Source organism: Methyloceanibacter sp. (genome assembly GCF_041573655.1).
Lineage (GTDB): Bacteria > Pseudomonadota > Alphaproteobacteria > Rhizobiales > Methyloligellaceae > Methyloceanibacter.
Genome location: NZ_JBFFQD010000004.1, coordinates 75,226 through 89,458 on the forward strand (window position 1 = coordinate 75,226; position 14,233 = coordinate 89,458).

Here is a 14,233-nt window from a genome sequence, read left to right on the forward strand (position 1 = left end):
GACAGCACCATGGCCAGGAAGCAGCAAGCGCGCCCAAGCGGCTTTGTCTTGTTCGACGTCATCTACGAGGACGGCCGGCAGACATCGAACCGGAAGGTCCCCGCCACCGAGCTCGGCGGCTTGGACGGGGACGCCCCCGCGCGCACCATTATCGAGGCTCAGGATCAGACGATTGCCGAAATGTCCGGCAAGCCCCGTTCCCCGATCAAGTCATTGGCCCGCTCGCGCAAAGCCAAGGCTAAAGCCAAAGCCTCCTAGCCAAAGCGGTTTCATCGCCGCGCTCCTCGACTATAGTGTGGCTCCCGCCGCACCTGCGGTGTCCCCAAGCCGCCGGTCGAGGCGCATTCTGGCCCGGAGGAAAATTCATGCAAATTCTTGTCGCCGCCGTGAAGGGCGTGTTGGCGTTCAGCGTTGCGATGCTCTTTGTTGACGACGCGAGAGCGCAGGTTCCCATCGAGGAAGACGCCGGCACGATCACGATGACCGGCACCGTCGAAGAAATCAAAGTCCCTGAGCGCGTCCTGATGGTCGTCGGGCCCGGCGGCAGGACGATCGTCGGCGTGATCAGCCCCGACGTGAAGGACATCAAGACGATCAAGCTGAAGGAGAAGGTCACCATCCAGTTTACCCAGGAGGTGGCCGTGGCGCTGCGCAAGGCCGATGGCGTGCCGGAGGCGGTCAAGAATAAGTTCGCAGAGAGCGAAACCGCCGATATGGGGATGAACGCGCCGACGGTGGCCGAGCAGAGCTGGAACAATCTCACGCCATCGGGTGGCACGGCCAATCTCACCACGATCGAACTCACCGCCACGATCGCGGCAGTCAATAAGAACCAGCGCACCGTGTCGTTCGCCGGAACCGGCGGCATGACCCGGACCGTCTATGTGCCGCCGAGCATTGTGGGCTTCGATCAAATCCAAGTCGGCGACAGGGTGGTCATCGAGATCACGCGCACGTCGATCGTCAACGTCAAGGCGTTGTAGTGCGCGACGAAAGCCAAGCCTGAAACGACAAAGGCAGGGAGATTGCTCTCCCTGCCTTTTTTGTGTCCGATGCTGCGCGCGGCAAGCTACATGGTCGAAACCCCGACCACCTCGTGATCGGTGATCACGCAGTTCCAGGCGGCGACGGCCGGGAACTCACGCAGATCCTGCCGCTGCCGCAAGAACTGCATGGCCGCGAGATAGCCGCCATGCCCCAAGCAAGCGTTCGGCGACATGCCCTCGGCGAGGAATTCCATGGGCACGGGCACGTCGATGCAGCCGGTCGCGATCGCGGCGGCCATGCTCTCGGCGCGCGTCACGGGCTTTTCGTTGTTGTAGTCCTTGCCGTGGTTGGTGGGCTCGAGTGGCACCGTCACGCCACGGCACGCCTTGACGATGAGCTGGACGAAAACAGTCTTTTCCTTGTCCTCCCCCATGCGGGTCGGCCGGTCGGAGGCGTCTTCGGCGACAGCGGGGCCGCACATCAGTGCACCCAGCGCAAGCGCGGCGATTACAGGACGAATCATGGTGGTCGTCTCTCGGTCTTGAGAGCTGGCGGCCGCGCTCTCTTCGAGAACCTCGCATCGCGGCTGGCCGGTGCCGCTTTGGGCTCACGCCCTTCCCCCAACTGGGAAGTATTCTAGCGGTGCCTGCCAAGATTCCCAAACCATGTGCTTGGCAATTCGGGCGGGAAACGACCGTTTTTCCTCAGGACGCTGGCGTTCGGGGTCACGATGCCGTGACGGCCTGGCAGCCATATTCGGCTGCCGATGCCTTCAGCCAGCGCCAGAAGCTGTCCGCCATGCTGCGGTTGAGGACGATGTTGAAGCTCTCCGCCTCGCCCTCCCGCCAGAGAGCCACGCCCATATGCGAAAGCGTGCTGGTGGCGGCGCTGCCGGCCGGAAAGACGCGCAGGTCGAGGTCGATGGCCAGCCCCTTGGCAAGACAATCGCGCGCGCGCGGCCCGCTGAAACGCAAAGCCCCACGGCCGCTGCTCTGATCGGCGACGGACGCGCACCCTTCGAGCTTGGCGGCAAGATGCGCTGCCAGGTCTTCGTTGCCAATCGTCTCAGACACGGCAAGCCATTGGCCGGGACCGGTGCCGATGAACATCACGTCTTTGCCGAACGCCACGGTGGAGCCCTCGGGCAGCGCCGCGCCATAGGCATCGCGCACGCATGATTTCAGCGCATCGGTTTGTCCTTCGCGGACCTCGAGACTGGCGAGGCCAAGCCCCACGCGCTCAGTGACGGTCACGCCCGCCTCGCCGTCTTTGGCGCCGATGCGGCCCGGCGTGAGAATGCCCTCAAAGGCGGAGCGGGATGTCAGCTTAGACACGGACACGCTCCCCATCCGGATCGACGAAATGCGGTGCGACGACCTCGGCCAGCATCTCGGCCTTGCGCAACGGATCGGCGACCTTCACCACCTCGCCGTGGCGTGCGGGGCCGTTCTCCAGGCCCAGCGCTATGTCAACTAAAACCCTCAGTATTACTGCACACCGCAAAACCGATTGCAAACCAATTAATTCTTTACGGGCCCAAAGTGGTACGTTACATTGCCGCCGACTATCGCAAAGCTACGAGGTCACACCGTGAGCGACCAACCGACACGGGATGAAGAAACCATGCTGGCGCGCTTGTCGAAGCCGACCTCTGGCGTGGGCACCATCACAGCGTATTTGCAGCGCGCGATCGAAACCGGCGCGTATAGCGAGGGGGACAAGCTTCCGCCCGAACGCCAGCTCGCCGAAACCTTCAAAGCGGCGCGCTCGACCGTGCGCCGTGCGCTCGACAGGCTGGAGCGGGACGGGCTGGTGTCGCGCCGGCTCGGCAGTGGGACTTTCGTGGGCGCCTCCGCGGTAGCCGGCCAGCGTCCCGCGGGTCTAGTCGATGAACTCAGCCCCTTGCAGCTCATCGAAGCACGGCTCGCGGTAGAGCCGTTCACGGCGCGGCTTGCGGTCCTGCACGCCACGCGACGTCATCTCGACGACATGGACGCCATCCTGGCCAAAGCGGAGGCCGCAGCGCATGACAAAGACGAGTTCTCCAAATGGGACGGCGAGCTCCATCTCCTCATCGCGCGCGCCTCGGCCAATCCGCTCCTGATCAGCGTCTACCGCCAGATCAACCATGTGCGGCTGCACGCCCAGTGGGACGCCATGAAGGAGAAGATACTAACGCCGGATGTGATAGACGAATACAATCGTCAGCATGGTGGCATTCTCCGCGCCATCCACGTGCGCGATGCGCAGCTTGCGCAAGCACTGATGGCTGAGCATCTGGAGAAGGCGCGCGACGATCTGTTGAGGGCGGCAAACCCTTAAGTAGCGGGCCAATGCCAACTCCGGACGGCAGCCGCCGTTAACACTACGGCCCATAAGACTGCACCTGAGCGCGGTCTTTGCAACAAATCCCAGTTACCTTGGCTGGCCATCGCTGGCACCGACATCGTTCTCTCTCTAAAATCGGCGTGAAACCGAGGCGAGAACCAGGCTAACCCTTTCTGCTTCTTAATGTTGCCGGCCCAGTGCTTCCATTACGATGGGTTTCGAGTGGCCGATGACGAGAGTAATGATGGATTTCCGTTGCAGATACATGAGACCCGCCGAGGGTCTTACCAAGCGGGCGCACAGGCTGGTCCTAACCGGTCTTTGCGTCACGGCCGCGACCTGTCTTGGCGTGCCCGTCCTGGCGCAAACCATCCCACCGGTCGACACGGAAGTGGTGCGAGAGGCGCCCGTGGTACGCAAGCTGGAACTCTCCGGCACGGTTACATCGCCGCACGCGTCCCAGATTTCCACCTCCGTGGGCGGCTTGGTGAGCAAGGTCTATTTCGACAGCGGCGCGCATGTGAAGACCGGCGATCTCATGCTAGAGCTCGACGCCGAGCTTGAGGAGGCCGCGTATGAGCAGGCCGAGGCCCAAGCGGCGCAAGCCGCCGGCGAGGTCAAGGACGCCAAGCGCCGCTTGCGCATCGCCGAGAGCCTGGCCAAGCGCAAATACGGACCGCAAAACGAAGTCGAGGCCAGGCAAGCCGAAGTCGACATCGACACGGCGACGCATGAGAGTTTCAAGGCCGAGCAGAAGCGCCGCCAAGTCGTTCTTCAGCGCCACCAACTACCGGCGCCTTACGACGGGGTGATCTCCAAACGCATGGCCGAGGTCGGCCAGTGGGTGACGCCGGGGACGGCCGTGTTCGAGCTCGTGGCCATGCACGACTTCCGCGTGGATGTGCCCGTACCGCAAGACTATTACGCGCGATTGCGGCAGGGCGCGGACGTTAGGATCGAAATCGACGCGCTGCCCGGCGAACTCGTGCCGGCAACGATCGGCGCGCTGATCCCGGTGAGCGATCCGGATGCGCGCACGTTCACCTTGCGGGTCCTTCCCAAGCGCAACGACATCCCCATCACGCCCGGCATGTCAGCCCGCGTCCTAATCGATCTCGACACAGGCAAGCAGGACGTGGCGGTCAACCGTGACGCCCTGATCCGCTATCCGGACGGACGCATCACCGTGTGGGTCGTGAAACAAGACGGCGATACGGTTAGCGTCACCGAGCGGCGGGTGGAGATCGGACTTGCCTTCGATGGACGCGTTCAGGTCCTTAAAGGCCTGAAGGAAGGCGACCGCGTCGTGGTTCGTGGCAACGAGTCCTTACGCGAAGGCCAGACCGTCAAGCTGGCGAGCTGAGGCAAGAGACGTAAAGCACAATGCTCGAGCAGATCGTCAAGCGCGGAACCCTGGTGACGGTCATCGCCCTGATCGTGTGCGTGCTCGGTATCGTTGCTGCCTTCCGTATCCCCGTGCAGATGATTCCAGATCTCGAGGTGCGCACGGTCACGGTGCACACGCGCTGGGCCGGCGCGACACCGCAGGACGTCGAGAAAGAGATCGTTATCGAGCAGGAGGAATATCTCCGCTCGATCCCAAGCCTTGAACGCATCATCTCGCGCGCCTCCAGCGGCGCAGCACGCATCGAGATGGAGTTCCCCTACAATATCGACCTCAACGAGACGCTCATCCGCATCAACAACGCGCTGAGCCAGGTCCCCTCTTATCCGGAGGACGTGGACCAGCCGCGCGTGCGCGCAAGCTCCTTCAGCGCCAACTCCTTCATGTATTTCCGTGTCTCGCCGCTGCCGGGTAATCCGCGCCAGCTAAACATGGACATGATGCGCGACTTCATCGACGACAATGTCCGGGCGCGGCTGGAGAGCGTCACGGACGTGTCCGATGTGGGGTTCGGCGGCGGCGCGGAAAAGCAGATTCAGATTCTGTTCGATCCGGCGGCGCTGGCCGAACGAAAGATCTCCCTCACGGATGTGCGCCGCGCGGTGGCGGCGCGCAACCGCGATACCTCGGGCGGCGAGATCGAAAGCGGCAAGCGACGCTACCTGCTGCGGACCATCGGCCGGTTCGACAATCCAGAGGACCTCAAGGAGCTGATCATCGCCCGGCGCGGTGACAACATCATCCGCCTCGAGGACGTTGCGGACGTCCGGCTCGGACATTTTGAGATCTACACACGTGCCTATGTGAACGACCAGCCCATCATCTTCCTGTCGATCCGTCGCGAGGCCGGCTCGAACGTCATCGCCATCAAGGAGGCGGTGATGAAGGAGGTAGAGGAGATCAACCGCGAAGTCCTGATCCCCACGGGGATGGAGCTGGAGCTCACGGCGGACGACGTCAACTATGTCGAAGCGTCTATCCGCAATGTGTGGACGAACCTGTCCATCGGCGCAGTGCTGGCGACGCTGGTGATGTGGCTGTTCTTGCGCTCCGCCAAGGCAACCGTGGTGGGCGTGATCGGTATTCCGATCTGTACCATCGCGGCGTTTATCGGGCTGATGGTGGCAGGGCGGACGGTGAACGTCATTTCTCTTGCGGGGGTTGCTTTCGCCATCGGCATGACGCTCGACAACACTATTGTCGTGCTGGAAAGCATCGACCTGGAACGCCGCAAAGGGCTGGACCGGCTGAAGGCCGCCATCGAAGGCGTGCGCAAAGTTTGGCCCGCGGTGCTCGCCTCGACACTGACCACGGTGCTCGTGTTCGTGCCGATCGTGTTCATCCAAGAAGAAGCCGGGCAGCTATATTCCGACATCGCCATCGCCGTGTCGGCCTCGATCCTCGCCTCGATGATCGTCGCCATCACGGTCGTGCCGACGGCGGCTGCGCATTTCGACCTGACGCCGCAAGACAATAAGGCCGTCGATCGGGCAGACGGCGCCATTGTCAAAGGTGTTGGTTGGCTCGTGGGCGGGCCGATCCGGCGTTTGCTCTGCATCTTGGGTGCGGCCGGCGCCAGCGCGGCGATCATTCTGCTCCTGACGCCGCCGGCCGAATATCTGCCGGAGGGCGAGGAGCCCAAGATGTTCGCGCGCCTCAGCGCACCGCCCGGCTACAACCTCGACACCATGACTGAGATCGGCACGGATCTGCAGGACTGGCTGCTGCCTTTCGTCAAGGACGATCCGGCGCGGTTCCATCGCGGCGAGACCGAAGTCCCGGCCATCAAGTACTTCTTCTTGATGATGGAGGCGGACTCCCTTCGCATCATCGCCGAGACGATCGATCCCGGCGATATCGGCAAGCTGATGAAGGTCGTCGGCGAGAGATATAGGACCTATCCGGGGATGCGGCCCTTCGTGTCGCGCGGCTCGATCATCACCAGCAATGACGGCGGCACGCGCAGCGTCAGCTTGGATATCTCGGGCCCGCGCCTTCAAGACATCTACAACGTCGCCTCCACGGCCTATCGGCGCGCCGGCGAGATCTTCGACACGCCACGTATTCAAGCCGAGCCTTCGACGCTGACCCTGTCGCAGCCGCTGATCGAGGTGCGCCCCAAATGGGACCGCGCCGCCGAGCTTGGCATGACGTCGGACGACGTCGGCTTCACCGTCGCGGCACTGACGGACGGCGCCTATGTGGGCGAGTTCTTCCGCGACGACGAGAAGATCGACATCTATTTCTACAGCAAGGATGCCTTGCGCACCTCGCTCGACACACTGCCCGACATGCCCGTCTATACGCCGCAAGGCACCATCGTGCCGCTATCGTCGGTGGCCGACATCAAGGAGACGGTGGACACCAACTCGATCCGGCGCATTGACGGCAAGCGTACGGTGACACTCAACATCATACCGCCGGACGACGTGGCGCTGGAGACGGGCGTGGAAATTGTAAAGAGCCAACTCGTCGATCACATGAAGCGCGCCGGCGATGTGCCGTTCGATGTGAGCATGACGATCTCAGGCGCCTCCGATCAGCTCGACGCGACGCGCGAGGCGCTGGCTGGAAACTACATCGTGGCGGTCGTCATCATCTATCTGCTGCTCGTCGCGATCTTCACCCATTGGGGCTATCCGCTGCTCATCATGACCGCTATTCCGCTCGGCGTGGCGGGCGGTCTCGTGGGGCTCGCACTGATGAACTTGGTGGGCGCGATCCTGCCGCAGTTCGGGGTCGCTCCGATCATCCAGCCCTTCGACATGATCACCATGCTCGGCTTTCTGATCCTCATGGGAACCGTGGTGAACAATCCGATCCTGATCGTCGACCGCGCGCTCTACAATCTGCGCGAGATGGGACTCGATGCGAAGGACGCGGTGATGGAGGCGGTATCGTCGCGGCTTCGCCCTATCGCGATGTCGACAGTGACCACGATCTGCGGCCTGGCGCCACTCGTGTTTATTCCCGGCGCCGGAACGGAGCTCTATCGCGGCGTCGGCGCCATCGTCCTGTTCGGCATTCTGAGCACGGCGATCATCACGCTGACCTTCCTGCCGGCGCTGTCCATCACCGTGTTCCGGCTCGCCGGCTATGGCGCGAAGGCAAATGCGAAACGGGGCCGGATCGAGGCCTCGCCCGCCCCAGGCGAGTAGCGGCGTAAGCCCACAATAGACATCGACGGAACCAGCTCTAATGTCCGCTATGTGCCAATAGGAGACAACCACGCGGGATGACGCGGCTAACCAGACCTCAGTCTAGCAATTGCGCTGGAAGCTCGTGGTCTGGGATCTTTGTCAGATCCTTCGTGAAGGTGTCCGTGAGGACTTTGGCAAGTGTCGCCGGCAACGCCTGCCTGACCTCACCTAGCACCTTCGGCGGCGCTACCAGAACGAATTCAGGACGCCCTTTGCTGGCGCTGTTGTGCCGCTTCCTGAACAAAAGTGGGCCAGAACTTGCGCAAATCTCGCGGGAACATCACGGCAATTTTTATAGCCGCGCCGCGATCAACATACTTCGACAGCACGTCGAGCACGGCCAGCGCTCCCTGCTCTACTTCGTCTTCCGTCGCACGAGGCAACTCCTGCGCGATGTGCGCAAGGAACGCTTCTTTATGGCGCTCTTTGGTCGGCTTGTTTGTCGGGTCCCAGCCTTCATAGTAGAGCCCGCGCAACAGCATAGGCAGCTGTGCGCCGAGATGCGCCGCGCTCTCTGGACCGATACGATCACGAAGAGCGTGTAACACCGCCCGCAAGCACGAGTAGGCGCGATGGCGGTCTGTGGTGTTAAGCCGATCCATTACAGCTTTGAGCCAGCGATTGGACTCCTGAACGGTCGTATCAAAAGTATCGAGGCCGGTGGTCATGGGCTTTCCTCCTTGCTGCTCGAACTAAGCTCAAGACTCAGGGCGTCTGGAGCTCCTTCGACCACGCATCATGATTATTCGGAAGGTTGAGGCCAAAAGAGAAGCACCAGTACAATCGTCCAAATAATGCCCCAAACAATCCAAGTGATGTTCGGGTGATCCACCTGCCACTCTAGGATGCGCTTGTGGATGCTCATAAAAATGATCTCATCTTCCCGAGGCTCCTATTTTGGGACGAGCTTGGGTCTTAGCCCTTCTTGATCTCGATCTTCTTCTCGCGCTTTTGCGCATCGTCCGACTTGGGCAGAAGAACCGTTAGGACGCCGTTCTTGACGGTTGCCTCGATCTTGTCGGGCTCAATGCCATCGGGCACGCGAAACGAACGCTGAAAGGCGCCGAAGCGACGCTCGGAACGATAGTAATCTTTCTGCTTTTCTTCGGACTCCTCCTTCTTCTCGCCCTTGATCGTAAGCACGCCGTCGGCAAACTTTACGTCAATGTCCTTCTCTTCCATGCCCGGGAGTTCGGCCGTGACTTGATAGCTTTTGTCATGCTCGACGATGTCGACGGCGGGTGCCTGGGCAAGACCAAACTCGCCGCGCCAAAATGGTTCCGCACTCAACATGCCGCCCGGTCGCTGACCCGAAACGGCACTGAAATCGTCGAATAGTCGGTCAAACTCACGCCGTAGGGTCGATAGTGGATCCCATACACCGACGTGACGGGGGCTTTGCTCCGGCTTTGCCGGAGCGTTGGATGATTTGTCAGCCATCTCCTTACTCCTGCTCACAACTGGGGTAGGAGAAATCATCACCGACTGCGCCCTCTGTCATTGAGCTGCGTCAAGATCCCAACTTCTCCCAGCGGCGCAGGTCAGCTGTTTTGATGAGAACGTTCCGACCCAGTCGCGAGCCGCATGTCCGCTTTGGGTCATTAGCAGACATTGGACGTCTATCGAACGATGTCCGCTTTACCCCCTAAAGCAGACATCCCGAGCGTCGAAATCGATGTCCGTAAAGTGCCAGAAGCGGACATCAATGCCGCACTCTGCGAAACGTGTGCGCGTCTCGAGGACATGAGACGATTGCTGGCGCGTTGAAAACAATGCTGACCAACCCGGCTTTGACTTTCCTGGTGGTCGTCAGTGAGCATCCAGCTTAGAAAGACCAGCTTTCTCCAAACCCTCCTTGATGTGCTCCACTAAGCTGCAGTTTGGGACGTAGGAGGATAGGAATCGCTCAGGATTCTTCGGGAACTGATGATTGAGCAGGACGAGTTGTTGCAGTTCGAGGGAGGCGGCCGTTTTAAGCCCGAGCTGGGCGAGTGCCGCAGCGCGGTCAATATAGCCCCAGTACCAGTCTCGCATTCCGAAGCGCATCGCTGCGTGTAGCGCGTCTTCATATTCACCATTCGCATAGGAGACAACGAAACGAGCGTGGTGGATCCAGCCGGGAAGGCCCGTCTGATCGAACAGGTCCCACTCTGGTCGATCGCCAAAGTCTGACGGATCCGAAACCAAAGCCAGCATCCAAGTCCCCTGTGCCCGATTGATTCTTGAATTGTGGGGCTCCGTTAGCGCCCGACCGATCTGTGCAACCGCGTCTTTATTGCCCAGATGCAACGCCAAGAAGGAATCAACGAACTGGACGCGCGCATTGTCTGGACGGGCATCTTTGGCACGATCGATCAAATCCACCACATACTGCACGGCACGCGGATCGTCATCGTATCCGTGCTTGTGGCCATCAAGGAGGAGATCGGCATACGCGGCAAGAAGATCGGGATGATCAGGGTGGCTGGTGAGCTCAACCTGAACCGCGGCTGAAGCGCGTTGATGGGCCGCCATCGTCGCAATGCCTTGATACCAATCTGCCCACCGCAAAGCGGTAGCAGGGCCATTGTCCTCATCTGATCGTGCGTGGCTGAATGAGGGCACATAGCAGCCGGGCGCAAACCGGATAACGATGTCGTCCTTCTGGCCTTCGGCCGAGTAGTAGAGCGCAAGCGCATTCCGCAAACGATTGAAGGCAACCCTGACACTGGAGTCCTTGGAGCTTCGAAACTTCAAACCCTTACCGAGTGCGAACCGCCCGACAGTAGTTGCGCCAAGTTGTGCGGACTCGCCGGCCAGGGTTGACTCGACGGTATACCGAAGTATGCGCTGCAAAACAGGGGCGTCATGAAAACGTTGGCTGCGGCATATCTCGGACACCTGCCGCATTATCGTTTCGGCGTCGGATGACGGTTGAAGATCTCCCAAGCCAGTACCCTCCCGTTGCTCGGCGATCGGATTATAAGGCCCCTTGGGTGTTAGTAACAGCTTAGCTAAGGATGGAGTTTTTGTTAGCCTCAAACCGCCTTGATGCTTGCCCAAGCATGACGACCGGGAGAACTAGCATGCTGAGAACCGCTTTTGTTGCGCTCATCCTTCTCATTACAACCTCAGCAGGTGTGGCAGCTGAGACGGCCGACTCGGCATACATTAATGGCAAGATCTACACGGTGGACGCGACAAAGCCTTGGGCCGAAGCAGTCGCCATAAAGGACGGCAAGTTTATTGCGGTTGGCAGCAATGAAGCGATCGCGGCCGTCACGGGCGAAGGCACGAAAGTCGTCGATCTCGATGGTGGGTTTGCAATGCCTGGCATTCACGACACGCATGTGCATCCACCGCTTGTCTACGGTCACGAGGAGGCAGGCCGTCTACTATTTTCTGAGACGAACTCCCCGGACGAAATAATCGAGATCGTGAAGGAGTACGCAGCAAAGAATCCCGATATCGAGATCATTAGAGGAGAAAAGTGGGCTGCGGGCGATTTCCCGGGAGGCAAGGCCACAAAGGCTTGGCTCGATCCGCATTTCTCGGACCGTCCCGTCTATCTGATCGACGAGACAGGCCATAATGGCGTCGTCAATTCGAAACTCCTGGAAATGGCCGGGATCACGAAAGACACCCCTGACCCAGAGTTCGGCGTCATCGACCGCGATCCCAAGACGGGCGAGCCGACGGGTTATCTGTCCGAGACAGCAATGAGACTCATCGGTCTTCTTGTCGGCAGGCCCGACGAAGACGCCTGGTATCGCTCAATTTCGCGCTCGCTCGATCAGATCCGCGCCTATGGCACGACCTCCATCGTCGATATGGCCGTGGGGCCTGAAATTCTTGCGGCCTACAGGCGCCTCGAAGAGGAGGGAAACCTGAACTTTCGGGTCGCCGCCACAATCGCGCTGAACGACTATCAGGCGGAATTCACGACCGCTGAGGAATCAGAAGCCGTACTTGCTAAGCGTGATGAGTTGGAAACGCCACTAATCAAGATTGGCCTCAAATACTGGGCGGACGGTGCTCCTTTGAGCAAGACGGCGCTGCTGGTGGAGCCTTATTCCGACGATCCCAGCACGTATGGAGAAATGACCATCGGCGAAAAGGAACTAGAGCGCATTGTCCAAGCCCATAAGGATGGCATACAGGTTCGCATGCACGCGACCGGCGATGGAACGACGCGCAAACTTCTCGATACGATCGAAAAGGCTCGGGCAGAAGATCCCAAGCAGGATCTCCGGCACCACATAGGCCACCTGATGGTAGTCCACAAAGACGACATTCCGCGATTCAAAGAACTGGGCGTCATCGCCGAGTTCTCGCCAGTGATGTGGTACCCAACGTCGCTTGGTGAGGTCGCGTCCGCCTATGTCGGAAAGGACAGGTACGCCAGATGGCACCCAATCAAGGAATTCGTGGAAGCCGGTGCGACTGTAACCTTCGGCAGCGATTGGCCGGCAGGTACGCCGGACGCCGACCCGTGGCGTGGCCTCGAAGCGATGATCACACGCAAGGATCCAGCGACAAACACGGGTGAGGCCCTTGGCCAGGGAATCGACCTTGAGACGGCGGTCAAAGCTCTGACCATAAACGGCGCCAAGGCAATGATGCATGAGGATGTCGCAGGCTCAATCGAAGTTGGAAAACATGCCGACATGGTTCTGCTGGATCGGAACCTCTTCGAGATCGACCCAACGGAGATCAGCGATGTGAAGGTTCTCCAGACAATATTTGCTGGCAAGCCTGTCTACTCTGCGAACTGACCTTCGGGGTATTGTAGAGAATGCAGCAAATTAACCCTCTTCGATGCTCGTTAGCGGTTGCCCCCGTTATTGCTATGCTGCTCGTTGCCTGCAGCTGGCAGGTCGCATGGGCCTGTGGAAACGCGCTGATTTATTCCTTCTTATTCGCAAAACATCCGGAGGCCGGCATCGCATATAAAGCGGAGCTGGCAGCGCGCAAAGATGGACTGTACCAGGCCGCACAATTCCCAAACCAGCCTGGAGTGGGCTACCACAAATGGTCGTTCAGCCGGGCCACTGCGGCCCTAGAGCGCGTTCACGAGCGACTGCGCCGTCATGCGTCTGCCAGCGGCGATGAAGTTGCGGCAAATCTCATGCTGGTAGATGAGATCTATGTCGCGGAACTCTCGACTAGTTGGGAAGGGCCTCGGTTTGCGAAGTCGTTGACTGGGTTACAGCAGTCCCCGCGTGTTGACGCTTACACAACGGTCAATGCGCTTATTGCTCTGGAAGATGGCAATGTTGACTGGCGGAGAGCTGTTGAGCGTGGCCTTGTGGTGCCAGCCAGTGGCGTGACCAATGCCCACCTCGAAGATGTTGTTGGCAAGCTGTACATACCATAAGCGTTTTTGAGAATTCTTGCGGATAAGACCTGTAGTGCGGGGTGATAGAGCTGAGTGGACACAGTCCAGGTTCGTTGATGAAACGAGGGCACGATGCGCGTGATTGCAATCCTACGCGGGATGCGATGTCTAGTCTTCGTTCTATTCGTCTTTTGTGCGCTGTTTTGCAACAAGGCGATCGCACAACCTGTTTCTGGTTCGACGCGCGCGCCTATTGATCGTGGTTTCGACAATTCCCCGGATGACATCGATAGCCAACTCAGGGAATCTGACGAACGAGCGGATAGCCTAATTCCAATCGAGCCACTGCAACCGCTACACGACCAATGGGTTCGGATAACGCGCGAGTTGCGAGACTCGATAGGACTTGATCTTGGCCTGAACTACACGGGGCTCTATCAGAAGTCTGACGAGGCCCTCCCCGGAAAGTGGTCTGAGGCCAGTGGCGGAGACTTTGACGTTTTTGGACGGTGGAACCTCTTCAATCAGGGCGGCGCTTGGCCAGGGGCGCTGGTCTTCGCAACGGAAGCCCGCCACCGATATTCGAACATCCCGCCTTCCCAGTTGGGTGAAGAAGTCGGCTCACTTTGGGGCACGGTGGTCAGCTTCGACACGCAGGACTACGCGCTTAAGCAACTGTACTGGGAACAGGGATCTTACGCGGACCAACTCATCTATCGGGCCGGCAAAATGGATCCGTCCGACATTTACGATGGAGGCCGCTTCGTTAGTTCCAACTATGCGTTCCTTAGTCCTGCATTCTCAGACACGATGACAATGCCGTTGCCCGCCCCTGGGCTGGGGCTGGCTGCTGCGGTTTATCCATCGGCGAACACATACATCATGGGAGGCGTCCACGACGCCAATGGCGATGCAAACAGCTTTGGCCAGCTCGATCGCGGCGAATTTTTCACGGCGATAGAATTGGGCGCCACGCCAAACTACGGCAGACCTGGA

General features: G+C 59.9%; 14 protein-coding genes. 8 read left to right on the top strand and 6 right to left on the bottom strand.

All coding sequences use genetic code 11. From position 1 onward, the window contains the following. Nucleotides 1-9: 9 nt before the first annotated feature. Entirely contained in the window at nt 10-258 is a 249-nt protein-coding gene (locus ABY454_RS02065; RefSeq protein ID WP_372928506.1) for a hypothetical protein, read from the top strand. Nucleotides 259-365: 107 nt separating this feature from the next. Continuing rightward, nucleotides 366-983, top strand: coding sequence for a hypothetical protein (locus ABY454_RS02070; RefSeq protein ID WP_372928507.1), 618 nt, complete (start codon nt 366-368; stop codon nt 981-983). 86 nt (nt 984-1,069) lie between these two features. Here the strand turns inward: ABY454_RS02070 and ABY454_RS02075 are convergent, their stop codons facing one another. Together ABY454_RS02075 and ABY454_RS02080 are read right to left on the bottom strand one after the other, a co-directional pair. Next, nucleotides 1,070-1,510: a hypothetical protein gene (locus ABY454_RS02075; protein WP_372928508.1), complete on the bottom strand. Its 441-nt coding sequence runs from the start codon at nt 1,508-1,510 to the stop codon at nt 1,070-1,072. Between the two features lie 202 nt (nt 1,511-1,712). Continuing rightward, on the bottom strand, nt 1,713-2,321 hold the full coding sequence (locus ABY454_RS02080) for a sarcosine oxidase subunit gamma (protein WP_372928509.1): 609 nt from the start codon (nt 2,319-2,321) through the stop codon (nt 1,713-1,715). A 256-nt stretch (nt 2,322-2,577) separates the two neighbouring features. Between ABY454_RS02080 and ABY454_RS02085 the strand changes: the two genes are divergently transcribed. The 3 genes from ABY454_RS02085 to ABY454_RS02095 all read left to right on the top strand — a co-directional run bounded on the left by ABY454_RS02085 (nt 2,578) and on the right by ABY454_RS02095 (nt 7,878). Then, the gene (locus tag ABY454_RS02085) at nt 2,578-3,309 is read left to right on the top strand and encodes a FadR/GntR family transcriptional regulator (RefSeq protein ID WP_372928510.1); all 732 of its coding nucleotides are present in this window, start codon (nt 2,578-2,580) and stop codon (nt 3,307-3,309) included. A gap of 271 nt (nt 3,310-3,580) precedes the next feature. Further along, a complete protein-coding gene (locus ABY454_RS02090) occupies nt 3,581-4,678 on the top strand; it encodes an efflux RND transporter periplasmic adaptor subunit (RefSeq protein ID WP_372928511.1) in 1,098 nt (365 codons plus the stop codon). Between the two features lie 20 nt (nt 4,679-4,698). Then, on the top strand, nt 4,699-7,878 hold the full coding sequence (locus tag ABY454_RS02095) for an efflux RND transporter permease subunit (RefSeq protein WP_372928512.1): 3,180 nt from the start codon (nt 4,699-4,701) through the stop codon (nt 7,876-7,878). A gap of 97 nt (nt 7,879-7,975) precedes the next feature. Here the strand turns inward: ABY454_RS02095 and ABY454_RS02100 are convergent, their stop codons facing one another. From ABY454_RS02100 to ABY454_RS02115, 4 genes are all read right to left on the bottom strand, one after another. After that, on the bottom strand, nt 7,976-8,164 hold the full coding sequence (locus ABY454_RS02100; protein WP_372928513.1) for a host attachment protein: 189 nt from the start codon (nt 8,162-8,164) through the stop codon (nt 7,976-7,978). Beyond that, complete coding sequence (locus ABY454_RS02105) at nt 8,121-8,588, bottom strand: DUF2267 domain-containing protein (protein ID WP_372928514.1); 468 nt, start codon at nt 8,586-8,588, stop codon at nt 8,121-8,123. The genes ABY454_RS02100 and ABY454_RS02105 overlap by 44 nt, the downstream gene beginning before the upstream one ends. A gap of 247 nt (nt 8,589-8,835) precedes the next feature. Next, nucleotides 8,836-9,360, bottom strand: coding sequence for an Hsp20/alpha crystallin family protein (locus tag ABY454_RS02110; RefSeq protein ID WP_372928515.1), 525 nt, complete (start codon nt 9,358-9,360; stop codon nt 8,836-8,838). Nucleotides 9,361-9,729: 369 nt separating this feature from the next. Next, the gene (locus ABY454_RS02115; protein ID WP_372928516.1) at nt 9,730-10,962 is read right to left on the bottom strand and encodes a hypothetical protein; all 1,233 of its coding nucleotides are present in this window, start codon (nt 10,960-10,962) and stop codon (nt 9,730-9,732) included. Between ABY454_RS02115 and ABY454_RS02120 the strand changes: the two genes are divergently transcribed. The 3 genes from ABY454_RS02120 to ABY454_RS02130 form a co-directional block, all read left to right on the top strand. Then, nucleotides 10,920-12,674: an amidohydrolase gene (locus ABY454_RS02120; protein ID WP_372928517.1), complete on the top strand. Its 1,755-nt coding sequence runs from the start codon at nt 10,920-10,922 to the stop codon at nt 12,672-12,674. The two genes, ABY454_RS02115 and ABY454_RS02120, sit on opposite strands and share 43 nt — an antisense overlap. Nucleotides 12,675-12,694: 20 nt before the next feature. Further along, nucleotides 12,695-13,276, top strand: coding sequence for a hypothetical protein (locus tag ABY454_RS02125; RefSeq protein ID WP_372928518.1), 582 nt, complete (start codon nt 12,695-12,697; stop codon nt 13,274-13,276). 93 nt (nt 13,277-13,369) lie between these two features. Continuing rightward, a partial coding sequence (locus ABY454_RS02130; RefSeq protein ID WP_372928519.1) for a hypothetical protein occupies nt 13,370-14,233 on the top strand: 864 nt, incomplete at its 3' end.